Here is a 24,324-nt window from a genome sequence, read left to right as displayed (position 1 = left end):
GCATTCTTTTGTCTGTGCAGTGCGGGAACCAGTCATGCGGCTTTTTGCTCCTTCAGTTATACGTCATGGAGTCCGGTTAGGTGCTCTGGCCACGTTTGGGCTGGCGTTGGCTGGGTGCTCCGGCAGCGACGTGGCGCGGGGCTTTGGTCTTCAGCGTAGCCTGCCAGATGAATATACCGTGACGACCCGTGCGCCTCTTTCCATGCCGCCATCCGAGAAGCTGGCTCTCCCCGGTGCTGCTAATGCTAACCGCCCGGATGAAAGCCCCCGTATGCAGGCGTTGGAAACGCTGGACCCGGATGTGGCTCTGCACCCCAATGAGGGGACGGACAGTAACGGTCAGAAGGCACTTGTGCAGAGCGCTACATCCGCAGCCCGCAGCCCGGACAATGCCGAGCTCGGCGATGCTGATGCCGGTTTTGTGGATAGTCTGCTCTTCTGGCGGGGTGGCCGGGCTGGTAACGTTGTGGATGGTGAGGCGGAGAACCGCCGCATCCAGAAGAATGAAGCTCTTGGGCAGAATTTCACCGAAGGGGCTACGCCGACCTTGCGGAAGGGTGGCAGCAAGTAAGGGGCGGCTTGCGTCCCTGTCTTCCGGTCGGTTCTGCGTTACCTTGTCTTAGGAGGAACCGTGGCACGGCCTGTCATCCGTCGTCTTTCCAACCATGTTGTGGACCTCATTGCGGCTGGTGAGGTCGTGGAGCGTCCTGCTGCTGCCCTTAAGGAGCTGGTAGAAAATGCTCTGGATGCTGGGGCAACCCGGCTTGAGGTCATTTTGCGAGGTGGCGGTTGCGAGCTGATTGAGGTCAGCGATAATGGCCGGGGCATGGAGGCTGAGGAGCTGCCTTTGGCAGTGGAACGGCATTGCACCTCCAAACTACCAGATGATGACCTCACTGCCATCAAGACGCTGGGATTTCGTGGGGAGGCATTGCCCTCCATTGGGGCCAGTGCTCGCCTTTTCCTGACATCACGGACAGAGACAGCCGACACAGCGTGGGAACTTTCCGTGCAGGGCGGTATTGTCGAGGGGCCGGTACCGTCTGCTGGGGCGGTGGGTACTCGTGTTGTAGTGCGGGACCTGTTTTTTGCCACACCAGCCCGCCGGAAATTTTTGAAAACGGCACGGGTGGAGGGTAATCATGCCGAGGCCGTCATGCGGCGTGTGGCATTGAGTGCTCCGGATTGTGCCATTACCTTCATCATGGATGGGCGGGAGATTTTCAGCCTTCCTCCGCAGGATATCCGCCGCCGGGTTGCCAGCGTTCTTAACGTGCCGGAGGATGGCCTGCTCGCAGTGGATGAGCAGCGAGGGGCCATGCGGTTGTCCGGCTATATCTGTGGGCCGGGTGAAACCCGCCGGACGGGGAACGGGCAATTCATGCTGGTGAATCATCGCCCCGTGATGGACCCTATTTTGAGAACTGCCATACGGGTGGCCTATCGCCCTGTGATCGAGAAGGGGCGTTTCCCTGTTCTGCTGCTGCATCTTCAGCTTCCGTTGGATCGGGTAGATGTGAATGTTCATCCGGCTAAGACGGAACTGCGTTTTGCTGATGAAGCCGAGGTGCGGGCCTTTGTCATTGGGGCGGTGGGGCGTGCGCTGGCTCGTAGTGCTGGTGAGGGCGGTGGCATCCAAGCAGACCTTGGCATTATTGGCCGCCGAGCCTCCGCAATCGGGCAGAGAGTGCCGGGTTCTTCTTATTCTTACGATCATACGGGAGCTACCCGAACATCATCGGTGGATTTCGGGTTTGGGACATCTGTCAGACGGTTCCCGTCCTCATCCGCAGGGAGGCCGCTTCCTTCCATGCAGGAGCAGACGCTCGTGTCCGGTTTGGAGGAAGGGCAACGCCACTATGCTGACGCTGCGGGTTGGGACAGTAAAGCGGGTGAGTGTGGGAAGGTGCTGCCTTCTCCAGTTGAGGAGAACCAGACGGCGCAACCTCTTGGTGTGCCAATCGGTCAGATTCATGCCACCTATATCTTGTCCATCGCCCCAGATGGGGACCTGATCCTGACGGACCAACATGCAGCGCATGAGCGTTTGACACATGAGCGTCTACGGGCCCGTTTTGCCGAAGGGACCGTGCGGGCGCAGGCCCTACTGATGCCGGAAGTAGTGGACCTATCACATGGGGCAGCGGAGGCTCTGGCGCAGTGTGCGGAAGAGCTGGCCCGTTTTGGTCTGGAGATAGAACCATTTGGCACCGGCAGTATTCTGGTTCGTAGCCTGCCTGCGCCTTTGAGTGGCAGTGATGTGGCCGGCCTTCTGCGTGATGTAGCGGAAGAGCTTGTCCAGATGCCTGATTTACCAGCCCGGCAGACAGATAGTTTAGATGGGCGGTTTGAGGCCATCATGGCCCGTATGGCCTGTCATGGTAGCATCCGGGCTGGGCGTATCCTCAAGCAGGAGGAAATGGAGGCCCTATTACGGGGGATGGAGCAGCACCCCCGGGCTAATACGTGCCCTCATGGTCGCCCTACATGGTTGAAGCTGGATAAGGACGGGCTGGAAAAGCTTTTTGGAAGAACCAAGTAACGGTCTGGTTCTGGAAGGCTTTTTCACATTTCTTTGACAAGGAAATGGGCTGTTGTGCAGCGTCTCTCTATGGTTTTTCGGGTATTGGAAGAGGTAGTATTCCCTCTTATTTTGTGGATATGACCTTTTCTTTGCAGAGCTGATCGGGAAGAAGCGGTCGGAAAGAGGATGGAATGGCCGATATTGTTGATGAGCTGAAGTCTGTTGTTGGAGCCGGAAATGTCCTGACGTCAGAGAGTGCGACTTACGGGTACCGTAAAGGGTTCCGTTTTGGTGATGGCAAGGTGGAGGCTGTTGTCATTCCTAGCTCTTTGGTGGAGCTGTGGCGCATAGCAAAGCTGGCGGTGGAAGCTGGGCGTATCATTCTCATGCAGGCTTCCAATACCGGGTTGACGGGCGGTTCCACACCCGATGGCAACGATTATGACAGGCCGATTATTCTCATCAGCACACGCAAGCTGAAAGGGATTCAGCTTCTGGGTGAGGGCAGACAGGTCGTTTGCCTACCGGGGGCGGATTTGTACGAGTTGGAACAGGTGCTGGCCCCGCTGGGGAGGGAGCCTCATTCTGTCATTGGCTCATCCTGTATCGGGGCCTCTGTCCTTGGTGGGGTAAGTAACAATTCCGGTGGTGCGTTGGTACAGCGTGGCCCAGCCTATACGGAAATGGCCCTTTATGGGCAGGTGGATGGCGAGGGTAGGCTGCATCTGGTCAATCATCTGGGTATCCGTTTTCAAAATGAGGAGGTCGCTGAATCAGTGCTGGATGCGCTGGAGCACGGCCGTTACAGCCCGGATGATGTGGATTGGTCGGGCAAGCAGAAGGCCCATGATGATGATTATGTTAACCGTATCCGCCAGGTCGATGAGGCCTCGCCGGGGCGGTACAATGCCGATCCGGGTCGCCTCTTCGAGGCCTCTGGGAATGCGGGCAAGCTGATCGTCTTCGCTGTGCGGCTGGATACCTTCCCTGCGGCACAGGATACGGCCGTCTTCTATATTGGCAGCAACAGGACTGATACGTTGGAGAAGGTCCGCCGCCACCTGCTGACAGCGTTTGAAGAACTGCCGATTGCTGGCGAATATATGCATCGTGATGCGTTTGCCATTGCCGATAAATATGGCCGGGATACAGTAGCGTTGATCCGCTTTCTGGGGACGAAATATCTGCCGCTCATGTTCCGTATGAAAGCATGGGTAGATTCGTTTACACGACGTATTTCATGGCTGCCAGATGGTCTGAGCGATCTGCTCATGCAGTTCGGTAGTCGCTTCCTGCCCTCGCAGGTTCCGGCCCGCATGATGGATTATCATAGGAACTATGATCATCACCTCATGTTGCGTGTCTCTGGCACTCTGGCCCAGCAGGTTCGCCCGTGGTTAAAAGGCTTCTTTGCGGATGATCAGGGGGCCGAAGGGGCATTTTTTGAATGTACGACACAGGAAGGCACATTGGCCTTTCTGCATCGTTTCGCAGCGGCAGGGGCTGCCAACAGGTATGTTGCCGTTCATGGCAAGAATACTGGCGGTATGATGGCATTAGATGTTGCGCTGCGCCGGAATGATTGGGAGTGGCTGGAGCGTCTGCCGTCAGAGGTGGATGATCAACTAGTATTGAAGCTCTATTACGGGCATTTTCTGTGCCATGTCATGCATCAGGATTATGTCGTTAAGCCCGGTGTAGACCCTATGGATGTCGAGCAGCGGTTTATGTGGCCGATATTGGATAAGCGGGGTGCCCGCTACCCGGCCGAGCATAATGTGGGCCACCTCTACCATGCACCACAGAGTATGGCTGACCATTATCGGTCCCTCGACCCCTGTAACTGCCTGAATCCCGGTATTGGCCGTCAGACAAAAAAGAAGAACTGGGCGGCTGAAAGCGTCTGAAATCAGACAGGCAGGGCTCCTTTATGGGAGGAGCCCTGCCTGCGTGGTGGGGGCGGGGTTAGAAATCGTCTTTCGTCAGTGGGACGGGTGTTAGATTTGCGGGCAGATAGAGGGGATGTTCAGGGCGGTGGCCTTTACGGCTCAGCCGCAGGGCTGTGATGTTGTGGCCAGCTTTGAGCAGCAGTTTAGCGATCTCCGGCCCACGGTAGCGCAGCTCTTTTGCTTGTGGAGTGCCATAAGCCAGCACGATGAGATCAGCCTGTCTGGCCATTTCGAGTAGATAATGGTCCGTCTCTGGGCCTACAGGGTCGGTTACCTCCAGCAGGCGTTTTTGGTCTGTGCAGCGATAGGCAAAGCTATTGCCAATAAACAAGCCGCCATAGCCCCATTGCCGACTGTAACGCTGGCATTTGGCTACAGAACGATCATCGCCATATTCCGTGGCGACAGAGGGATTCATCATGATCCACATGATGAAGGGCTTTGCCTCATCCCATGATCGCCTAAGCGTATAGCGGTAGCAGTCGCCGGGCCCGGCATAGAGGGCTGTGCTGGTGACGTCATCTGCCAAACGCAGCGGCTTGGCCGTACCAACATGGTGTGGTGCGTGCGGCATTGCCTCTATCCTCCTATGTGTCAGGGGGCGTTGGGGGGGATGGTGATGCAGTCGATCGTAGTGTGGAGGCGTTTGCATGCGCCAGTGGCCTGGCTATGTGTCAGGTTGATCAGACGGGCCCGGTAGAGTGTGCCCCTGGCTGTATGGACGGGCATGACATGCACAGACGCATTACCTGCAATAGGGGTGATGCGGGGGCGCAGTTGTGTAGCGACCATAAGAGCCTGTTTCTCGCCGCCATAACTGCCTAGCTGGATGGCCCAGTCATGAGTTGATTCGGCTAGCATATCAGTGGCTCCTCTCCGACTAGCTGGGGCGTCAGCCAGAGGGATGGACTGGATGCGCAGCGTGTTTCTCTGCTCCTCTGGCGGGGATGGCCGTGGTGGGGCAGAGGGCTGGGTACGGGGCCGGGTGGTAGGCGCAGCAGACCGTGACTGAGGGCCGGAATAGCCCCGTGCTGCCCATGCGGCCCGGATATCCTGCGTTTCGGCTGTCTGGACGACCGATTCGGGTGCGGTGTCGCTGTCTTCATCCAGCGGGGAGGCCGTATCTATACGGCGGGAGGTTCGTGCTGTCCTGTCGTGGCGGGCCACGATGAGGTCATTGCGGGAACGCTGACGTGGCCATATCCCCATGATCTTTGGGGCAATGGCGGCAACATAATTGCGTGTCTCCCGTGGGAGGGCCCTGTTCTGGCGGAGGTAATGGTCCAGACTGCCGGGGCCGTAATTATAGGCGGCTAGAAAGCCGGGGGAGCCGTATATTTCATACATTTGGCGGATATAGGCCGTTCCGGCGAGAATGTTGTCGTGCGGGTCGTAGGGGTCCGGGCCAAGGTTATACTGGGTGCGTAGATCATCATAAGCGGGTGGCATGATCTGCATCAGCCCCATGGCACCGGGGGTAGAGGTAATGAAGTTACCGTAACGGTCGTACAAATGCCCCCCGGATTCCTGATGGATAACGGCCCGGATCCATTCCGTTGGAACATCGAAACGGCTTGAGGCCTCATCAATATAGGGGCCCCAAGGGTCTTCGGGAGGGCCGGGCGGCGTATAATGGGACCGGGCATGGGCCTGATAGTCTGCCTGTTCTTCTAGTACGGGCATAGTCGGACCATTGCTGCCAGTGCGTGTGGCGCAGGCTGCCAGTAAGACAGGTAGCAGCATAGCAAAACAGAGGCGGACCATACGCAGGGAAGAGGAACACGGGGCAGTGCGTATCATGAGGGCTTCCTGAACGGGAACATGCACAAAGCTTGTTTTTCTATCATGGGAGTAGCGGGAGGCAGAGAGATGTCTGGTTTTTATAAGTAAAGATCACGTTATAAAAGAGGGTTAATAGCAGGGCAGGGGATTGAAAAAGGAGGGGTAACCGGCTTACTGTGACACTGATTATGTTGCGGTAGAGGTGGTGTTTGGTGTTGCTGCCTATTGTAACTGGTCGTTGGTTGCATGATGGGAATTGAGGTACGAGAGCATGTCTTATGCTGCGCTGGATGCATCCCGGGTCGCCCGGGCTGCCGAGTTGGCTTTGCAGACGCTGGCCGGGGAGAAGGAAGTGTCTGAGGCGCACCAGCGTAAAACGATTCTAATCGAGCGTATTCATGCTCTTGCTAAAGCTGCGGCAGAAACAGCAGGGCAGGGGACGGTGACGCTGACTTCTGAAGAGTTCTGGCTGATCTCTAGAAATTGGTGATGAAGTATTGGCTGGAATCGGGGCGTAGGGAATGAACAATCATAGTATTTTAAGAGACTGGGTATTGGGGAGCTTTAAGGAATGAAGTGGTTTTTTGCGATTACAGAGCAAACGCTGTCCAACGACCCTGACCATGGTTTTATCGACTGTATTCGGGCTGCTGTGCAGTCGGCTCGTGAGAATACGACGCTGATTCCGCACATGGTGTTTGATGGCAATGAATGTGACTTCACACGGGAGATGCGTGCTGCGGGGGTGAATGTTATTTTCCACCGCCTGCATTTTTACGACCGCCTGTTGGATGCGCAGCGTCGTCTCAAGCCGGAATGGCCTAATTATATCTTCACTGCTGCCGGTGCCTTCATGCGGTTGGAGCTGCCCCTGCTGGAGCAGGAGGATCAGTACGTCCTGTATACCGATTGTGACGTGATGTTCCTGAAGGACCCGCAGGTCGAGTTCTGCAAGCCGGAAATCTTTGCTGCCTGTGGGCAGTTCGGCAAGCAGGATTATTACGTGGATATGAACTCGGGCGTCATGGTGATGAACCTCGAGCGTATGCGTCGTGACCTCCCGGCGATGGTGGACTTCCTTTGCGATAACCTGGACTATGTTGCTGGGTACGATCAGGAACTGCTGCGTATTTTCTATAATGCGCAGTGGAGCCCGCTTTCTGCTCGCTTCAACTGGAAGCCATATTGGGGCGTGGATGACCGTGCCACTATCGTGCATTTCCATGCGGCTAAGCCCCCGGCAGCCCGGCATCTGCTAGATGACCCTGCTTACCGTGAGCATGACCATGTCTTCCATGCATGGCGTCATTGGTTCTTCCAGAACCCGGCTGGCTATGGCTACTATGTTCCGCAGTGGGAAAAATATCTCGAGAAAGCCCGTCAGTCCTATCAGCCTGGCGTGGTTAGCGAGTTTGATGCATTGCGTATTGAGGAATGATCTCTTCTAACGTGGTGTGAGATGTAGAAAAAGCCCTCCCTTGTGGAGGGTTTTTTTATAAGGGGCCAGTTGGGCTTATTAGTCGCCTGTTGAAGATGACTGCGCCAGCTTTTCGGTATGTTCAGTCGAAGCTGGTGTGCGGACATGGCGTTCCAGCCAGCGGCCAAGAGGACGGGCTATAGCCGGGCCTAGTGTGATGACGGCCAACATGCGGGCTGTTTGCATGGCGATAATAAAGGGCAGTGCAATAGGAATATTGGCACTGATGACAATGATGGTATCCAGCCCGCCTGGGCTTGTGGCCAGGTAGGCACTAAGGAGATCAATATGGGCGAAATGGGCTACGGGGAGGGCCAGTAGGGCACAGCTGGCAATGAGTGTTGCCGAGGATAGGGCAACGGCTGGGATGGATCGTAGCGCATAACGTAGGATGGGTGCTGTAAAGCGCAGACCAATGGACCAGCCTATGGTCAAATAGGCAGGGATGCGGATCCAGAATGGTGCGCTGATCTGGAATAGGCCGCTTAATTGGGCAACGGCACCAGTGAGTATGGTGAGTAACAGCGTAGCAGCAGGTGAGCGCAGCTTTAATCCGATCAACGTGCTAACAGCGATTAGAATCAGTGTAGGTAGAAGGTCCCCCCGGACCGGCATGGGCATATGGGAGGGGTGGCTTGTGCGTATGACAATCCAGGAGATCAAGGACGTGGCAACAGCGACCATGATGACCCTGAAATAGAGCATGAAAGCTGTCAGCCTTGTATCGGCTCCAAAGGCCCCGCAAAGCATAACCATGGTGGAGGCTGCCCCCGGTGACGTCCCCCAAAGGGCTGTCGTTCCGGGTATGACCCCAAACCAGGCAAGGCAGGCCCCTGTGGTGAAACTAACAAAAATGACGGACAGGACACTGAAAAGAACCAGTATCCAGTGAGACATAATGTGATGGAGAACAGAAAATGTCAGGCTATTGACGACCACACAGGCCAGAATGGCCTGCGCCAGGGTGAAGAAAACGGGCTTTATGGTGACGCCCCGATTTTTGACAGACATGATAATGCCCGCTGCCATCGGCCCCAACATCATGCCTGCCGTTAAGTGCAGCATTAGGAAGAGGCCTGAAATCAGAGCAGAGAAAAAGAGCAGCCCTAACCATCGCCCCCCATAGGACTGCCAAGAAAGCGACGAGAGGGTCACACGCCCCGTCCCTGCTTAGCTGTTCCTATCATCAGGGGCTCCAGAGGGCTCATTGTCTGAAGGTTTTTTGCGGAAAGCCGCCAGACTGACAACCTCTGCCCCTTCGTGGCTCTGGCCGTGGTTTGTCGTCCCCTCAGGTCCCTGCGTTGTAGCGTCTGTTTTGGGCTCATCTGTCAGCGGGCGAAGTGTGTGGACCTCTGCCACATTGGCATCGTTCTCTTCTTCGTATGCGCTGTTGTTCGCTGCATCGGGGCGGGTGGTAAAATGCATGACAAGATGGACATGCGGGTCTGCAAAAGCCGTGATGGCTCCGAAGGGGATATGTAGCGTACTGGGAATCCCCCCAAAAGACAGCCCGACGGAGAAGGTACGGGCGGTATGGTCTATCGTGAGATTCTGGAACTGATGTTGCAGAACGATGGTCATTTCTTCCGGGTAGCGTTCCTTCAGGCGGGAGGGGATATCCACCCCAGGAACGTTGGTGCGAAATGTCATGTAGAAGTGGTGATCCCCGGGGAGGCCATGTTCGCTGACATGGTCCAGTGCCTTAAGCATGACGGCACGCTGGGCCTCTTCCATCCAGCGATCGTAAGGGAGGAGACTGGTTGGCATGGAAGGATCAAAACCGTCGGAGCCGTTGGTATCGTCACTCATGGAGCAGCACCATCACCTGTTACATCTGGAAAACCCCTTCAGGTGTGCGACAGGCTGCGTGAAATCGCAAGGGGCCGAGAGCATATTTTCCGGGTTGGTATTCTATTAGGGAAAAGTGTTTCAGAAAAGAAACAGGTGGGGGGGCTTCTGTTGCCCGGTGCACCCCCCGAACCGCGCTTATCGCTTATGCAGCAACAGCGAGCACCTCAGAGTTATCGTTGGCACTTGTAAAGTCAGCCCGATGACGGCGGAACAATACCGGGCAAAAAGTAGATCTTTACCATGCGTGTCGAGCCTGTTTCGTCCCCATAGCGTCAGCCTATAAGGCTGATGGTGGAGACGCCGGGCACTGCCCCCGGGTCCACAACACTTATTTCATCTACCGTTTATCGCCATAGCCAAGGTCGAAACCTCCGGCACCGAGAGATATAGGCAGCTTTGCTTGATATGGCAAGGGAAACAGCCTTCCCTTCTGTCATTGGGGCGGTTACATCTGTCACCGATATGGCTACATCAGTAGCGAGGGGAAGCGGATAGTCACACAGGCCCGCTTCTTATGGAATAGTCCGGCATAGCCAAACGAGCGGGAGAGACAGTCATGGCCCTGACAGACGAGCAGCGTTCCGAGATAGAGGCCGTGCGTGCCGCTCCTCATCAGACAGTGCGGCCAACGGTTCCGGCTATGGAGGCACTTCTCTTCGAGCCATTCCCCCTGTTGGATCATGGTTTCATCCGTGTTGTGGATTATATGGGGGGCGATTCGGCTGTTGTGCAGGCTGCCCGTGTCTCGTACGGTAAGGGTACCAAGAAGACATCAGAGGATGCTGGGTTGATCCGCTATTTGATGCGGCATCGTCATTCCACACCATTCGAGATGTGCGAGATCAAGTTTCACGTGAAACTGCCACTTTTTGTTGCTCGGCAGTGGATTCGCCATCGCATGGCAAGCGTGAATGAATATTCCGCCCGTTATTCTGTTCTGGATAAGGAATTCTATCTGCCGGATGTTACGCAGATTGCCGCACAGAGCAAAGTCAACAATCAGGGGCGGGGTGAGGCATTGAGCCCCGAAACAGCGGCGGAGGTCTTGTCTATCCTTCAGCGTGATGCTCTGCAATGTTATGGCGATTACGAACAGATGCTCGACCCAGAAGGTCTGGGTGTGGCTCGTGAATTGGCCCGCATCAATCTGACACTCAATGCCTATACGCAGCTATATTGGAAGATCGATCTGCACAATTTGATGCACTTCCTGGCACTGCGGTCGGACTCACATGCTCAGTATGAAATTCGTGTTTATGCGCAGAAGATGCTTGAGATTCTCAAGGCATGGGTACCGCATACAGCACAGGCTTTTGAGGAATATCGCCTCGGTGCTTACAGTTTCTCCGCCGGGATGCTGAAGGTGCTTCGCCGCCGCCTTGCTGGAGAGAGTGTCACGCAGGAGACATCCGGCCTGACAAAGCGGGAATGGACAGAGTTGCAGGCCGTTCTGGAAGGCTGAATCGTGTCTGGCTCCAATCATTTTCTGGAAGAGGAGGACCGGCCCGCTGGTCCTGTCCGGGATTCAGCGGCATTGTTGGAAGAGGGGCGGCGTTTCCAGATGGAGACAGGTATTCCGTCTCTTTTGGGGCATAAACCCCGTTTCCTGCCGTGGGTTCTGTTGGCAGTTCTGCTTATGCTTGTGTCTCTAGGGATAGAGCTTTTCTGGCCTCTACCGGGGCGTCATGGCCCGTTGCCTGCCTGTAGGCAGGTGTCAGCCGGGACAGTTTCCTGCCAGAACGCGCCGGAACAGAATACAACACCCGTACGATAGTGGAGAGGGGGCAGGGCTGGCTCCTGCCTCACGCGGGCCGAGCGATGCTGCGCCCTCGGGCCCCCAGAATGTGGAAGCAGTCTGTCAGGCGTTGGGTGAAACGATCCTCTCCGGCCTTCATCCAGCAGCGGATATCGTAAGATTTTTTGAGCGGCCGCCCCGTAAGTGGGGATACCTGATGGGTGAAGGCTTCTTCATGGTTCCGGATATAGTGGGCAATGCCCTGTGCGTAGGCAAACTGCGTATCCGTATCAATGTTGAACTTGAAGACACCAAAGTTGATAGCCTGTTTGATGGCCGTTTCCTCCGACCCTGACCCTCCATGAAAAACCAACGGGATAGGGTTGGGGCCTGTATGGAGTCGTTCTGCCACGAGTGCCTGAGACGCACGTAGGATTTCCGGGCGGAGGCAGACATTACCGGGCGCATAGACCCCATGAATATTCCCGAAGGAGGCGGCGATAGAGAGCATTCCCAGAGGGGACAGGGTTTTCCAAGCGGTCAGGACATCTTCTGGGTTGGTGTAGAGGGAAGGGTTGCAGCTTGGGCTTCCGTCATGCAGCTCCTGCCCGATTCCATCTTCTTCCCCGCCTGTCATTCCTAGTTCGATTTCAAGGCCAATTCCCAGAGGGGATAGTTTGCGCATCAGGGTAGAAGCTGCGGCAATGTTGTCGGCGAGTGGCTCGGTCGATAGGTCGAGCATGTGGGAGGAAAATAGAGGGCGGCCTGTTTGTGCATAGTGGCGGCGACTTTCCTCCACCAGTCCGTCAATCCAGCCCAGCAAAGGGCGATTGGCATGGTCTGTATGTAGAATAACCGCCACCCCATAATGGCGGGCTAGAAGATGGATATGCTGCGCTAGAGCCGTGGCCCCTAGAATTCGGGCTTGCTGTTCGTCAGGCAGGGCCTGCCCTGCATAGAAGCGGGCTCCTCCAGCGGAAATCTGGATGACAATATCAGCCTTGTTCTCTCGTGCCGCTGCGAGGGCCGCATTGGCGGTGGAGGAGGAGCTGACATTGACAGCCGGCAGGGCATAGCCCCCTTTACGGCAGGCCTGAAGCATGGCCCGGTAGGTATCTCCACTAACAACACCCGGCGGAATGGCTGGCGCACGGACGACAGAGGGGGCGGGTGTAGAGGACATCATGGAGCTTCTCAGGATGTGGGGTATGGTAACAGGGAAAGGGGACTGATCGTAGCAGAGATAGCCTGTTCTGCTAGTCTGATATACATATCGTCTGAAAATAGGACTATAAAGGTCCAAAAGTAAGTGAGTTGCGTTAAAGGGTGCTCATTTTATTGGGTATCTGATAAGAGAGGCGTTTATGACACAGAGTGATCTCATGATGATAGAAACTGAAGATACTCCCAATCCGGCAACACTGAAATTTTTGCCGGGCCGTGATGTGACGGGGGGACGCCCGCCCGTCGACTTTGCGGAGGCCGGTGTTGTGGCGGGGCGCTCTGCTCTGGCAGATGCCCTTTTCAGCATGGCTGATGTAAAACGCGTTTTTCTGGGGAGTGATTTCGTCTCTGTCACAAAGGATGATGGAGCCGACTGGGATGCTCTGCGCCCTCAGATACTGGTAGCCCTGACGGATTTCTTTAAAAGTGGAAAGCCTGTTCTGGCAGAGAATATCGCCGCACCAGAGGCTGATATTTTCCCCGAGGATAGCGAAGTCGTAGCCCGGGTGAAGGAACTGCTGGATACACGGGTGCGCCCAGCTGTGGCTAGTGATGGTGGGGATATTGTTTTCCGTGGTTATCGGGAAGGTGTCGTCTACCTTAGCATGCAGGGGGCCTGTTCCGGCTGTCCTTCTTCCAGAGCGACATTGCGTCACGGTGTGGAGAACATGCTCCGTCACTACATCCCGGAGGTGACGGCAGTTGAACCTGTAGAGGAGTAAGAGCCGATGACAGCATCACCAGCCCCGGAAGGGCAGCAGGTCGACACGCAGGTGGAGGAAAACGCCACTAGCCCTGTTTTGGCCGAGGAGCTTTTTACGCGCTGCCGTACGGCGGAAAGATTTTCCGACCGTCCTGTGGGTGAGGATGTGCTGTACCGTCTGTATGACATGCTCAGGATGGGGCCGACATCGGGCAACTGTTCCCCCGCTCGTTTTGCTTTCCTAAAGACAGAAGGGGCCCGGCAGAAAATCCGTCCGGCCTTGTCTTTGGGGAATGTAGAGCTGGCCATGTCTGCGCCAGTGCTGGTGATTGTCTGTTACGACCCGCTATTTTTCGAAAAGTTCGAAACACTCAATTCCATGCCCGGTCTGCGGGATTGGTTTGCCGCTGATGTAGGGCTGAGTGACGAGACAGCCTTCCGTAACGGAACATTGCAGGGGGCTTATCTCATTATGGCGGCTCGGGCGTTGGGGCTGGCTGTGCGGCCCATGTCTGGTTTTGATGCTGTGATGGTGGAAGAAGAATATCTCCGCAAGCAAGGCTGGCGGGCGAATTTCCTCGTGGCGTTGGGGTATCCGGAGGGGGACGTGTCCTCACCTCGTGCGCCTCGCCTACCGCATGAGGAGGCCTGCCTGTGGCTGTAAAGCCGGAGCGGTGCCTTGTCATGAACGGGGCTGGAGCAGGGCGGGGGCAGAGTAATCTGATTGCCCTGCTGGAGCGTGGTCTCGTTGTAGATGAGCAGGTTCTTTCTGGTCGGGGCGCTTCGGAGCGTTTTGCGCCTACCGTGCAAGCGATGCTGACACGGGCAGGTTGGGATGCCCCGCCAGAGCTGGTTGCTGCCGTGGTAGGGCCAGGGTCGTTCACGGGGTTACGGGCGTCTCTTTCTCTCGCTGCTGGGCTTGTCCGGGGATGGGGTTGCCGAGGTGTTGGGGTCCGACTTGGAGATGCCTTGCGGGCCACCATGCAGCAGGAAGAAGCGACCATTCTATGCCTTGCCCGTCGGGGGCGTGTCTTTGTGGATCCGCCAGGCCATGATGCTTATGCCCTACCTGTGAAGCAAATTCAGCCGGGAAGTTGGGCAGCCGTAGCGGGCGATGCTGTTTATGGCGATGATGCTCTGCCAGAGCTGGGTGAGCAGGCAGGGTGTGATGTGCTGGGGCGGGATGTGGTGCGTCTGCCCTATGCCGCCCCAACGGCTGAGGGTATTTTTCGGGCTGCTTGGCAGAGCCGTGAGGATGGTCCTGTTCGGGCTTATGCGCTTGAACCCCTCTATGTGGACCCACCAGAGGCAAAACCTCCGGCAGGTGGTCTGAGACCGACACCACGCTGAGGCTCGGTATGGACTGTCAGCGTAAGACGGCTCACATGGTGCAGAGTGCAAGGCCTATACGGTCGGAAATGCCAGCTATTGAGCTATCCGCCGTAGGGCTGGAGGCGGCTCGTATTCTGTCGGTGCTGCATCATGCTGCTTTTTTAGGGCGGGAGCCCTGGGATAAGACCGCTATCGGACAAATTCTGGCACTACAGGGTGTGGAAGCTTGGGTGGCTTGTGTGGATGGTAGTTCACGCGGGCAAGGCATGGTGCCCGTAGGGTTCATCATCAGCCGTTATGTCATGGATGAAGGCGAGATATTGTCTTTGGGGGTTCATCCAGACTGGCAGCGGCGAGGGGTTGCACGCAGTCTTCTGGCCCATGTTGTAAAGAGAGCCCGGCAGGATAGGGCTACTTTATTTCTAGAAGTGCGCTTCAGTAATGAAGCGGCCTTCGGTCTATATGGCCAACTTGGCTTCCAGCAAGTAGCAGTCCGTCGCCGTTATTACGAGGATGGTGAGGATGCCCGGCTTCTGCGATGGTCTCCCGGCTGAGGGAGGTTATCGCTCCCGTATCTTGTGGTGTTGGGAATATGTTGTGTAATTCTGGAATGGCTTCTCGGTAAGTGTATGGTCTTTCTGCATAGCTAGACTGTAATGCTGTGTGGTATCATATAAAATATCATATATTTTCATGTTTCTGTAACATCTTATATTTAAATTGTCATGTAATGATATCTTGTATGGTAGAAAATTGTTATATAGAGAATATTTCATATAAAACAGCATGATATATGAGGTGGAAATTCATTTTTAAATGGAATATGTTGTTATTTAACCCATTGATAATAGAGGCAATTCCTCCATATAGTATCATTATGCTGGAAAGATTTCTGTTCATGTGAGGGAATTTCTTATCTTATCAATAAGTGTTTACTATTACAGAAACTGTTTTTCTTGTTGTCTTTCTCTACAATCCGTTATAGGTCGAACTAAATTTCTTGGGAGATAGGTTTTTTATGTCGTCTGAGACAGAAACACAGGCTCTGCGCCAGCTGACAGCACAGATCGTCACAGCGTATGTGAGCAGTCACGATGTCGCTGCAGAAGCTCTGCCCGATTTGGTCCGCTCAGTGCATGGGGCTCTTGCTGATGCTGGTGTACCCGCTGAGGCTGAGCCAGAGAAGCCGGTACCGGCAGTGCCCCCCCGCAAGTCGGTCTTCCCCGACTACATCATCTGCTTGGAAGATGGTAAAAAACTGAAGCTTCTGCGCCGTCATCTTAAAACAGCTTATAACATGACCCCGCAGGAATATCGTGAGCGTTGGGGCCTGCCGCCGGAATATCCAATGGTTGCACCTAATTATGCTAATCATCGGTCTTCTCTTGCACGGCGTATCGGGCTGGGCCGCCGCCGTGAGACTAGCGAACCATCCTAAAATTGTCAGATACTGCCCCTAGGGGCAGGGATGACTGCATTTGTAAATAGGGGGGTGCGTTTCGTATTATGATGTGGATTGGACAAACCACATCATAATCGGATAGATCATCAATATGGTGATGAGCACAAAAAAAATGGGGCGCGATGGTGCTGCGTCTGGGGAGGCGGTAGGTGATTCTCCTATCGCGCGTCTCTGCGTTAAGCATGGTCTGAAAATGACCGGGCAGCGGCGGGTTATTGCCCGTGTTCTTTCCGAAGCGGAAGATCACCCGGACGTGGAGGAGCTGTATCGCAGGGCCTCGGAACTAGATAGCCGCATTTCCGTTGCTACCGTTTACCGGACGGTCCGCCTGCTGGAAGAAAAAGGGATTCTAGAGAGGCGGGATTTTGGCGGGGGCCGTGCCCGCTATGAAGCCAGCGAGAATGGACATCATTATCATTTGATTGATATTGATAGCGGTAATGTTATTGAATTTGAGAATGATGAGCTGGTCGGCCTGCTGGCAAAGATTGCAGCCGAGCTGGGGTTTGACCTCATGTCCCACCGTGCAGAGCTTTTTGGGCGCCGCACGGCATCGGACAGGAAGAAAGACACCACATCAGGAAAGGCTGATGATGGGAGCCAGTCCAACCCATCAGGCCGGGCATAGGGAGTAATTGATTTCGTATGACCGGGAAGAGGCCGTCAGATATCACTGGGGATGCATGCATCGCCTCCTGTAACGTAGAAGAGGTGGAGAAGGGGCATTTTGTCAGCAGCGAGAAAACGCAGCGGCAAATGGACACCTTGGCGACCCTTGCCCTGAATCGTGAAGGCGGTTTTCAGGAGTTGCGTGGTGGTAGTTTGGGCGTGCGCCTTGCCACGACGGAGGAAGAGATCCGTGCGGCGCAGGCTCTGCGTTATCGTGTGTTCTTTGATGAGATGGGTGCTCATCCTAGCGAGGAGGCGTTGCGAACCCGTCTGGACTCAGACAAGTTCGATGAGATCGCAGATCATCTTCTGGTCGTAGACCACGCTCTTGGCAGTGGTGGTGCCAGTGTGGTGGGGACGTATCGTCTATTACGTTCCGATTCGCTTGGCGAAGGTGGCCGTTTTTATACGGCAGATGAATATGACATTTCCTGCCTGACTGATTTCTCAGGGCGTCTTCTTGAAGTTGGGCGCTCCTGCGTGGCTCGGGATTATCGTGGTCGTGCCGCTATGCAGCTCCTCTGGCGGGGGATTGCGTCCTATATCTTCCTACATAGGATCGACGTGCTCTTTGGTTGTGCCAGCTTGCATGGCACATCTCCGGATACCATGAGTGATGAGCTGACATGGCTCTATCATAACCATCTGGCACCGCCTGCTTTGCGTGTTCGTGCATTGCCAGAGCGTTATGTTGATATGTGCCGGGTTGATCCCGCCACGCTGGATCGTCGCACCTGCATCAACAAATTGCCACCGCTTATCAAGGGGTATCTGCGCCTTGGTGGTTATGTAGGGGATGGCGCTGTGGTGGATGAGCAGTTCAACACTACCGATGTGGCCGTACTCGTTAAAAGCGAGCTTCTGGCGGATAAATACTATCGTCACTATGAGCGCCGCCTGAAGGATGCGCTAGATTAGAAGGTCTGGTCATGGAGATGAAGGCGTTGTGCTTCCTTCTGCGGCGAGGAGGATGGCGCAGTGCCATCTTCATGCTGGTGCTAGGTGGGCTGGCTGCGCTGGCTCTACCGCCTCTTTGCCTTGTTCCAGTCCTGCCTTTGGTGTTGGGTATTTTTTATCAGGCTGTTTGCGCAGCCCCTAATCACCGCTCAGCCGCCTTGTGGGGCTTTCTTTTCGGGATGGGGTATTACACGGCGGGCCTGTATTGGCTGACAAATGCGATCCTAACCCGTGTGCATGAATTCTGGTGGGTGGTGCCTTTTGCCTCCCCCGGTGTTGCCCTGTTGATTGCCCCACTCATAATGGTTCCTGCTGTGCTGTGTCGTCTTGTTCCTGCAGGTTGGCCACGGGTGTTGATGTTCGCTGGAAGCTGGACTCTGGCTGATATGGCCCGGGTTTTTTATTTTTCCGGTTTCCCGTGGAATCCTCTGGGTAGTGCGCTGGAGGTGCCGGGTTGGTTGGGGGATTGGCTCATCCAGCCGGCGTCCTTGATCGGTGTGGATGGTCTGACATTGATGCTGGTTCTGGCTTCGCTGGCTCTTTGGCAGGGGCGTCGGGCTGTGTTGGCTGTTGGCGTTTGTGCGGCTCTTTGGTGCGGATGGGGAGCGTGGCGTGCCGAGCATAAGGCCGTCCTGCCGGGGCATATCAATCCGGTTGCTGTGATTGTTCAAGGAAATGTTACAGAGAATGAAGTGCTGGAGCGGGATAGTGCCGTGTCCCAGTTTCGGTCTTACCTTGAGCTAACATCGCAAGGCGTGAGGCAGGCGCAACATCTGTTGCCGGGCCGCCCTGTTGTTGTCATCTGGCCGGAATCGGCTTTCCCCGGCCTTCTGGATGAAGAGGAAGGGGCGCGTCAGATGATTGCCGATGCAGCGGCTGGTGCCCCGGTGCTGCTTGGGTCGGATAGGCGGGCAGGTGGGGTAGGTCGTTGGTATAATAGCCTGATGGCACTCGCCTCGGACGGCCATATAGAGGCTATTTATGATAAAAGCCGTCTGGTTCCATTCGGAGAATATGACCCGTGGATCATACCATTTCATCTGCTTCCAGCCGAGGTGGTACCGGGGCCGGGTCTTCAGACGTGGAACTTGCCACAGATTGGCCGTGTCGGCCCTATGGTTTGTTATGAGATCGTCTTTTCTGGCAGTGTTGTTGCTCCGGGGGCACGGCCCGATTGGCTGCTGACGATCTCTAATGATGCTTGGTATGGCAATAGTGCTGGGCCACGGCAGCATTTGGCTACGGGACGTTTGCGAGCTGTGGAAGAAGGGTTGCCCGTTGTCTTTGCTAATAACCGTGGTGTGTCTGCTATTTATGATGCCCGGGGCAGGGAAATGGGGCGGACAGAATGGGGCAGGGCGCAAGTACTCATTCGCCCGCTGCCCGGGCCGGAGGCAGTGACTCCATTCGCCATGATAGGGCGTTGGATACCGTGCCTGATGTCCGTTTTGTTGGTGGGGGTAGCCCTCACGAGATGGCGGCGGGCCAGGGCAGATACATAAGGACAATCTTATGTCATGGAAAAGATAATTTATTGTTAACCACTATGGATGAATAGTAGAACTTTTCGACTCGTTTCTATTTGAAGGTGTGGGATTGATGACAGAGCTGGCGTCGTTTGTCGATGCGCATGTAGGCAGACGGATTCGACTCCTTCGGGGGTTACGGAAATATTCACAGGAGAAATTGGCTAAGGCACTTGGGATCACTTTCCAGCAAGTGCAGAAGTATGAGCGTGGGGCAAATCGTGTTGGCGCGGGGCGTCTGTACGAGTTGGCTCAGATTTTGGAAGTACCTGTCGGTTTCTTTTTTGATGAGCTGGAAGGCTTTGGCAGTTCAGATGTCAGGATGGGAAGACTGCATGAAAAGCAGGCCCCTTTCCAGAAGAGTAAGGGCAGTAGTGAAAAGACGTCTAGCGAAACGCCAGATAAGAAAGATGGCGGGATCGAACTCTTGATGCTGCCGGAAACTCTGGAGTTGGCACGTGCCTATTACAGCATCAGTGATGAGAAGATTCGTCAGCAGCTGATGAATTTTATTCGGGATGTAGCAGAACGCTCTTCCTGACCCAGAGTGTTGGGGAGATGTTTACTCCCGCCGTAAGACTGCATCATTTAGAAACGAGCTGAAGCGTCCGGCTCTGTAAGTATTGCGGAGTGCCTCTTCATCATATTCCTGTTTTACCCAGTCGAGGAAGGGGAGACGTCCCTCTGCCGTTTTTTGGTAAAGCTGGAAAAAAGCGTCCAGAATCCCGGTGCGAGACCGGCGGAAGTGCAGGAAGCGCCAGTGTAGGTGTTTGAGGGCTTCTTCAGCTGTGCCGCCTTCAAATAGAACGACGAGTCCGCTGGCTAGACCGGCCCTATCCGCCCCGGATTTGCAATGTAACAGCAGGGGAAAGCGGGCCTCGGTATACAGCTGATGAAAGCGGAGAATACGGTCTTTATGGGGGGCATTGCGGCTTTCGAAAGCCATGTCGAGATAGGGGAGACCTAGCTTCTGGCAGGCTTCACGCCCTAGAGCATCGGCCCCACATTGCCGGTGCCCACGGAGATTGATGACCATGACCAGCCCCAGAGTCCGGCGCCAGCGGCGCAGGCGGCCCGGTGTGGGGTGATTGCTGCGCCAGACACGTTCTGGCACGACAGGGGCTAGATTCGTCCAGACCAGCCGGAAGATGGCATGATCGACAAATAGGCCATCATACCACGCACGAAGCCGCTGTATGGGGGAGGAAAGGGTGCCTTTGAACATGCCCGTTCTTTTCACGGCTACGGGTCTTCGTCAATCGTACAGAAGTGCTATAGGGTGAAGGTCATGAGGCTGTCTTTTCCCCCTGTCCTGTTCGTCCGTCCGGTCTTCCGGGCCATGTCAGCCTGTGTGTTGGGCTGTGTTCTTCTGGCAGGTTGTGCAGCGGAAGAGGACGAGGATGCCCCCGTGCATCATTTGCCCAAAGCGGACATGAGGGAGGCTTACCCGAAAAAACCGTTCCGGGAGCTGCATCACCCCATGCCACCTTATTCAGGAGGAATGGTACCGATGGTGCAGTCCATTCAGCCAACACCGGATGAAATTTCAGGTCGTACCGTCCATACGCGGGAGGGAAGCAATGGTGGTGGGGATGATCTGCCTCATTTCCCAGCACAGACACACACCGAAGCCTCCTACGGTGCTCCCCCGGCCCAGCAGAAATAAGGGGGAGAGCTATCTGGTAGGAGGTGCGCAACGGGACGGGAGAAGGTTTTCAGCCTTCCAGCGTTGTGGCCTGTTCTGGCAGCATGACGGGAATACCATCATGCACAGGGAAGGCTAGTCCGGCTTGAGGGCTGATGATGCTGTTGCTGTCCGGGTCGTAGCGGACAGGCCCTTTTGTGATAGGGCAGACAAGGCGGGCCAGAAGTTCGGGGGAAGGGGCTGTGTTGGTCATGATGGCCTTTTCATGTGGGCGGCTATGGTGGAGGCGAGCATAAAACGCTCGAGGGTGAGGGACCAGCCCTATGTGATGGCCCCTCACCCTCTATGAGGCTCATCAGCTGGCTTAGCGGGATAGTTCATCCAAGAGCAGGCTCGCTCGTTCCGTAAGGTCTGGGCATTCTAGAAGTCTCTGTTTTACATCGGCTGGGAATGGCAGGAGCATGGTCAGCATTGAAAGCAATGTGTCATCATCCAGCTTTTTCAGGTTATCCCAGTTGATAGGAATAGCGTGGCGTTCGTTGTAATATTGGAGGACCGTAGCAAAGTCCTTGCGGTCGAGATTAAGGGACGGGCTTTCCAGAAGATCGTGAGAAAATGGCATCGTGTTGATGCGTCCTTCTCGCCATCCTCGATCTGTCAGTTGGTCTTGTAGCAAGCGGAACCGGCAGACCCCTGTAAGGGTGATGAAAAACTGCCCGCTTTCTTGTTCCATGAAGGAGGTAACCCGCCCAAGGGTGCCGACTGATTCCAGTGGGGGATTCATGTCGCCGTAGCTGGCAGCCTCGGAGGGCTGGATGATGCCGATGAGGCGATGCTGGGTGAGGCAGTCTTCCAGGAGGGTTAGATAGCGGGGCTCGAAGATGGTCAGGGGTAGTTGCCCCTGTGGTAGAAGGATCGTCCCTGCCAGTGGTAGCAGCCCAATACGGGGCGGAAGGTCCGCCAGTGTCATATCTGTTAGGGCCGGAATGCGACGTCTAGTGTCAGAGGGCGCACCACGGGTGGCATTGTGTGTATTAGGCATGGGATATGTCCTCCACAGTAGGGCGGGCAGGGACCGCATTATGGATGAACCATTTCCCTGCATATGGTCGTTTTTTACGGCTGATTGGTTATGAAAAAAGTAAGGAGGACAGTTTGCGTCGGGCCGCCAATGTGGCGGGGTCTGTCATGCCCCAAGCTTCAAAGAATTTTAGAAGCTCGGTTTTGGCGGCTTGTCCGGTGGTCCCGTCCTTATCCCCGGCGATGATGCCCAGTAGCAGCTCGGCGGCATCTTCCCGCTGGCCTGTGCTGTTTAGGGCCTTGGCGAGTTCTGTTTTCAACTCTGCATCATGGGGGGATTGATCCAGTTTCTGGCGAATCTCATCAATCTTTCCCGCACGCTCTTGCCCTTCCTGATAGAGCTTCAGGCTGCTTAGGGCACTGATAATGAGAGGGTCGTTATTGATGCCTTCCGGAATCTGAGACGCAGCCTCTTCTGCGCCCTCTATGTCATCCATGGCGATCATGCAGCGGATCAGCCCGGCCCAACCGGCAGCATTTTCCGGCTCGCTCTCCAGCACCCCAGCATAGAGGTTGATCGCCTCGGCCAGTTCTCCAGCTTGCAATGCAGAATCGGCATTCTTGATCTGCTCTGCAACGGGCATGGCCTGCCCACTGTCTTTTAGAAGCTGCTCAATAAAGGTTTTGATCTTATTTTCTGGCTGCACACCTTGGAAGAGATCACGCACCTGCCCTTGCCAGAAGGCGACCACCGTGGGGGTAGCTTGCAGAGGTAATCCCATCTGAAGAAGCTGCGCTATCAGTGTCCGGTTGGCCGTTACATCCAGCCGTGTCAGCTTTACCCGCCCCTCTGTGGCGCGGACGGTTTTTTCCAGAACGGGGGTTAGCTGCTGGCATGTAGCTGAAGAGGGAGACCAGAACTCTACCAGTACTGGCACTGTCTTGCTGGCCTCGACAACGAGCTTCATGAAGCTGGACTGATCCACCTCCTGCGCTGGTGATGTCCTGTCGGGGGAGAAAAGAGTGTCTGTCATGGTGGGAGAACCTCTAGCGGCTGGAGAGTGAGAGGGCTGTGCGGTGTTGTATTACCGCTCTTTAGTCAAGATTGTTTCGTTATCCAGCAGTAGCAAGGGGGCGGATGGAAAGAGCTGTAGAACCTTCAAAAAAGGAAAATAAAATGCAGAAGGGGGATTGCATCAAGGTCCGCTTTGGGGCATAAGCCTCCCACCGACAGCATGCGGGCGTAGCTCAGGGGTAGAGCACAACCTTGCCAAGGTTGGGGTCGAGGGTTCGAATCCCTTCGCCCGCTCCAGATTTCAAACTCTGGAGAGCTGCTGGTGAAAATGTGATGCGGGCGTAGCTCAGGGGTAGAGCACAACCTTGCCAAGGTTGGGGTCGAGGGTTCGAATCCCTTCGCCCGCTCCAGATTGACGGAAGAGCCACTTTGTCAGTTAAGACGGAGTGGTTTTTTTGTATCTGCTGTTTTCCATTTTGTTGAACGGACATAAAAAAAGCGGACAGTCCCCCTGTAAGGAACTGCCCGCTTTCCAGTCGTAAAGACTTACTTCTTTGCTGCGGCAATAGCGGCTTCGATAACCTTGCCAGCCTCGGCCTTGTCGCCCCAGCCGGAGACCTTCACCCACTTGTTGGGTTCGAGGTCTTTGTAACGCTCAAAGAAGTGAGCAATGGCCTTCAGCGTGATTTCCGGCAGCTGATCAAGAGAGTCGATCTTGCTGAACTGTGGATGAATCTTGTCGTGCGGTACGCAGATCAGCTTTTCATCCTGTCCGCTCTCATCTTCCATCTTCAGCACGCCAATCGGGCGGGAACGGATGACACTGCCGGGGAGGACATCAGCCGGTGTCAGTACCAGAGCATCCACCGGGTCACCATCGGCGGCCAGCGTGTTGGGGATGAAGCCATAAGCAGCCGGATAGGCCATAGGTGTGAAGAGGAAACGGTCCACAAAAACGGCACCGCTGTCTTTGTCCACTTCGTACTTGACCTGAGAACCCTGCGGAATCTCAATTACGACATTGATGTCATTCGGCACGTCCTTGCCGGAAGAAATCTTGGTAACATCCATCGTCTGTTCCATCCGTGTCTATGATGATGTGATGGGCGTATTCATAATGGATAGACCCTGTTTTGTATATGTGTATCGCTTTACTGCCAGCCCCGCTGGGCGGGCCATTAGCTGGGGGTGCCATAAAGAAAGAGATAATATTTGCCCGAGATACCGTAGTTTTTGCTCTAGAGGGCTTGAAAAAAAGTTGCGTATGAGCAATGTGGCGGAATGTCTGTGCGCCTGTAGCTCAATTGGTTAGAGCTGGCCGCTCATAACGGCTAGGTTGCGGGTTCGAGTCCTGCCGGGCGCAGGTGACACCTCCACAATGTGGAGCAGCCTGTTTTGTTGGGAAACGCCCCGGGCGAGAGGGGGCATAGCCCTGCTTCCTGCCTTTTCGTTC

The 24,324-nt window shown here is 55.3% G+C and carries 27 protein-coding genes, 3 tRNA genes and 1 other RNA gene; 20 read left to right on the top strand and 11 right to left on the bottom strand.

The window, feature by feature from the left end; all coding sequences use genetic code 11:
* The first annotated feature begins 34 nt into the window (after positions 1-34).
* From CPA57_RS07215 to dld, 3 genes are all read left to right on the top strand, one after another.
* Positions 35-571: a DUF3035 domain-containing protein gene (locus tag CPA57_RS07215; RefSeq protein ID WP_182082321.1), complete on the top strand. Its 537-nt coding sequence runs from the start codon at positions 35-37 to the stop codon at positions 569-571.
* A gap of 60 nt (positions 572-631) precedes the next feature.
* On the top strand, positions 632-2,542 hold the full coding sequence (gene mutL / locus CPA57_RS07210) for a DNA mismatch repair endonuclease MutL (protein ID WP_326831365.1): 1,911 nt from the start codon (positions 632-634) through the stop codon (positions 2,540-2,542).
* 173 nt (positions 2,543-2,715) lie between these two features.
* Positions 2,716-4,431, top strand: coding sequence for a D-lactate dehydrogenase (dld, locus tag CPA57_RS07205; RefSeq protein ID WP_182082152.1), 1,716 nt, complete (start codon positions 2,716-2,718; stop codon positions 4,429-4,431).
* 58 nt (positions 4,432-4,489) lie between these two features.
* Here dld and CPA57_RS07200 read toward each other — a convergent pair whose 3' ends face one another.
* Both CPA57_RS07200 and CPA57_RS07195 read right to left on the bottom strand, forming a co-directional pair.
* Positions 4,490-5,047: a DUF1643 domain-containing protein gene (locus tag CPA57_RS07200; RefSeq protein ID WP_182082151.1), complete on the bottom strand. Its 558-nt coding sequence runs from the start codon at positions 5,045-5,047 to the stop codon at positions 4,490-4,492.
* Between the two features lie 20 nt (positions 5,048-5,067).
* Positions 5,068-6,237, bottom strand: coding sequence for a transglycosylase SLT domain-containing protein (locus CPA57_RS07195; protein WP_407647573.1), 1,170 nt, complete (start codon positions 6,235-6,237; stop codon positions 5,068-5,070).
* A gap of 289 nt (positions 6,238-6,526) precedes the next feature.
* Between CPA57_RS07195 and CPA57_RS07190 the strand changes: the two genes are divergently transcribed.
* Positions 6,527-6,745, top strand: coding sequence for a hypothetical protein (locus CPA57_RS07190; RefSeq protein ID WP_077396708.1), 219 nt, complete (start codon positions 6,527-6,529; stop codon positions 6,743-6,745).
* Positions 6,746-6,826: 81 nt separating this feature from the next.
* Entirely contained in the window at positions 6,827-7,693 is an 867-nt protein-coding gene (locus CPA57_RS07185; protein ID WP_182082150.1) for a glycosyltransferase family protein, read from the top strand.
* 78 nt (positions 7,694-7,771) lie between these two features.
* Here the strand turns inward: CPA57_RS07185 and CPA57_RS07180 are convergent, their stop codons facing one another.
* From CPA57_RS07180 to ssrA, 3 genes are all read right to left on the bottom strand, one after another.
* Positions 7,772-8,887 carry an AbrB family transcriptional regulator gene (locus CPA57_RS07180; RefSeq protein WP_182082149.1) on the bottom strand — a complete coding sequence of 372 codons (1,116 nt, stop codon included), beginning with the start codon at positions 8,885-8,887 and terminating at the stop codon, positions 7,772-7,774.
* Between the two features lie 15 nt (positions 8,888-8,902).
* Positions 8,903-9,541, bottom strand: coding sequence for an SspB family protein (locus CPA57_RS07175; protein ID WP_182082148.1), 639 nt, complete (start codon positions 9,539-9,541; stop codon positions 8,903-8,905).
* Positions 9,542-9,677: 136 nt separating this feature from the next.
* Positions 9,678-9,999, bottom strand: a transfer-messenger RNA (tmRNA) gene (gene ssrA, locus CPA57_RS07170).
* Positions 10,000-10,139: 140 nt separating this feature from the next.
* On the opposite strand from ssrA, the gene thyX reads away from it, so the two are divergent.
* Both thyX and CPA57_RS07160 read left to right on the top strand, forming a co-directional pair.
* Positions 10,140-11,045: an FAD-dependent thymidylate synthase gene (gene thyX / locus CPA57_RS07165; protein ID WP_182082147.1), complete on the top strand. Its 906-nt coding sequence runs from the start codon at positions 10,140-10,142 to the stop codon at positions 11,043-11,045.
* Positions 11,046-11,048: 3 nt separating this feature from the next.
* Entirely contained in the window at positions 11,049-11,357 is a 309-nt protein-coding gene (locus CPA57_RS07160) for a hypothetical protein (RefSeq protein WP_182082146.1), read from the top strand.
* Positions 11,358-11,385: 28 nt separating this feature from the next.
* On the opposite strand, the gene fbaA is transcribed toward CPA57_RS07160, so the two are convergent.
* On the bottom strand, positions 11,386-12,501 hold the full coding sequence (fbaA, locus tag CPA57_RS07155) for a class II fructose-bisphosphate aldolase (protein ID WP_182082318.1): 1,116 nt from the start codon (positions 12,499-12,501) through the stop codon (positions 11,386-11,388).
* Between the two features lie 199 nt (positions 12,502-12,700).
* Here fbaA and CPA57_RS07150 point away from each other — a divergent pair, with 199 nt between their 5' ends.
* From CPA57_RS07150 to CPA57_RS07110, 9 genes are all read left to right on the top strand, one after another.
* Positions 12,701-13,264 carry a NifU family protein gene (locus tag CPA57_RS07150; RefSeq protein WP_182082317.1) on the top strand — a complete coding sequence of 188 codons (564 nt, stop codon included), beginning with the start codon at positions 12,701-12,703 and terminating at the stop codon, positions 13,262-13,264.
* A 6-nt stretch (positions 13,265-13,270) separates the two neighbouring features.
* A complete protein-coding gene (locus CPA57_RS07145) occupies positions 13,271-13,909 on the top strand; it encodes a malonic semialdehyde reductase (RefSeq protein WP_182082145.1) in 639 nt (212 codons plus the stop codon).
* Entirely contained in the window at positions 13,900-14,595 is a 696-nt protein-coding gene (gene tsaB / locus CPA57_RS07140; RefSeq protein ID WP_326831363.1) for a tRNA (adenosine(37)-N6)-threonylcarbamoyltransferase complex dimerization subunit type 1 TsaB, read from the top strand. Before CPA57_RS07145 ends, tsaB begins: the two co-directional genes overlap by 10 nt.
* A gap of 8 nt (positions 14,596-14,603) precedes the next feature.
* On the top strand, positions 14,604-15,131 hold the full coding sequence (gene rimI / locus CPA57_RS07135; protein WP_182082144.1) for a ribosomal protein S18-alanine N-acetyltransferase: 528 nt from the start codon (positions 14,604-14,606) through the stop codon (positions 15,129-15,131).
* Between the two features lie 464 nt (positions 15,132-15,595).
* On the top strand, positions 15,596-16,015 hold the full coding sequence (locus CPA57_RS07130; RefSeq protein WP_182082143.1) for a MucR family transcriptional regulator: 420 nt from the start codon (positions 15,596-15,598) through the stop codon (positions 16,013-16,015).
* Between the two features lie 115 nt (positions 16,016-16,130).
* Positions 16,131-16,667: a Fur family transcriptional regulator gene (locus CPA57_RS07125; RefSeq protein WP_182082142.1), complete on the top strand. Its 537-nt coding sequence runs from the start codon at positions 16,131-16,133 to the stop codon at positions 16,665-16,667.
* 128 nt (positions 16,668-16,795) lie between these two features.
* Positions 16,796-17,626 carry a GNAT family N-acetyltransferase gene (locus CPA57_RS07120; RefSeq protein ID WP_077396960.1) on the top strand — a complete coding sequence of 277 codons (831 nt, stop codon included), beginning with the start codon at positions 16,796-16,798 and terminating at the stop codon, positions 17,624-17,626.
* A 17-nt stretch (positions 17,627-17,643) separates the two neighbouring features.
* On the top strand, positions 17,644-19,167 hold the full coding sequence (gene lnt / locus CPA57_RS07115; protein ID WP_182082315.1) for an apolipoprotein N-acyltransferase: 1,524 nt from the start codon (positions 17,644-17,646) through the stop codon (positions 19,165-19,167).
* A 184-nt stretch (positions 19,168-19,351) separates the two neighbouring features.
* Entirely contained in the window at positions 19,352-19,732 is a 381-nt protein-coding gene (locus tag CPA57_RS07110; protein ID WP_229709329.1) for a helix-turn-helix domain-containing protein, read from the top strand.
* Between the two features lie 21 nt (positions 19,733-19,753).
* Here CPA57_RS07110 and CPA57_RS07105 read toward each other — a convergent pair whose 3' ends face one another.
* A complete protein-coding gene (locus CPA57_RS07105; protein WP_182082140.1) occupies positions 19,754-20,416 on the bottom strand; it encodes a fused DSP-PTPase phosphatase/NAD kinase-like protein in 663 nt (220 codons plus the stop codon).
* Positions 20,417-20,479: 63 nt separating this feature from the next.
* Here CPA57_RS07105 and CPA57_RS07100 point away from each other — a divergent pair, with 63 nt between their 5' ends.
* Entirely contained in the window at positions 20,480-20,857 is a 378-nt protein-coding gene (locus CPA57_RS07100; RefSeq protein WP_182082139.1) for a hypothetical protein, read from the top strand.
* Positions 20,858-20,906: 49 nt separating this feature from the next.
* Here CPA57_RS07100 and CPA57_RS07095 read toward each other — a convergent pair whose 3' ends face one another.
* From CPA57_RS07095 to CPA57_RS07085, 3 genes are all read right to left on the bottom strand, one after another.
* The gene (locus CPA57_RS07095; protein ID WP_182082138.1) at positions 20,907-21,089 is read right to left on the bottom strand and encodes a Trm112 family protein; all 183 of its coding nucleotides are present in this window, start codon (positions 21,087-21,089) and stop codon (positions 20,907-20,909) included.
* A gap of 111 nt (positions 21,090-21,200) precedes the next feature.
* Entirely contained in the window at positions 21,201-21,878 is a 678-nt protein-coding gene (locus tag CPA57_RS07090; RefSeq protein WP_182082137.1) for an LON peptidase substrate-binding domain-containing protein, read from the bottom strand.
* 88 nt (positions 21,879-21,966) lie between these two features.
* Entirely contained in the window at positions 21,967-22,890 is a 924-nt protein-coding gene (locus CPA57_RS07085; protein ID WP_182082136.1) for a tetratricopeptide repeat protein, read from the bottom strand.
* 203 nt (positions 22,891-23,093) lie between these two features.
* On the opposite strand from CPA57_RS07085, the gene CPA57_RS07080 reads away from it, so the two are divergent.
* Both CPA57_RS07080 and CPA57_RS07075 read left to right on the top strand, forming a co-directional pair.
* Positions 23,094-23,168, top strand: a tRNA-Gly gene (locus tag CPA57_RS07080).
* 38 nt (positions 23,169-23,206) lie between these two features.
* Positions 23,207-23,281: transfer RNA gene (locus CPA57_RS07075), tRNA-Gly, on the top strand.
* Positions 23,282-23,417: 136 nt separating this feature from the next.
* Here CPA57_RS07075 and ppa read toward each other — a convergent pair.
* On the bottom strand, positions 23,418-23,942 hold the full coding sequence (gene ppa / locus CPA57_RS07070) for an inorganic diphosphatase (RefSeq protein WP_182082314.1): 525 nt from the start codon (positions 23,940-23,942) through the stop codon (positions 23,418-23,420).
* Positions 23,943-24,160: 218 nt separating this feature from the next.
* Between ppa and CPA57_RS07065 the strand changes: the two genes are divergently transcribed.
* Positions 24,161-24,234, top strand: a tRNA-Ile gene (locus CPA57_RS07065).
* Positions 24,235-24,324 lie beyond the last annotated feature (90 nt).

This window comes from Bombella favorum, assembly GCF_014048475.1.
In the GTDB taxonomy this organism is placed as follows: Bacteria; Pseudomonadota; Alphaproteobacteria; order Acetobacterales; family Acetobacteraceae; genus Bombella; species Bombella favorum.
Note: the sequence above shows the minus strand (reverse complement) of the source record. Positions and strands in the feature narration are given on the sequence as shown.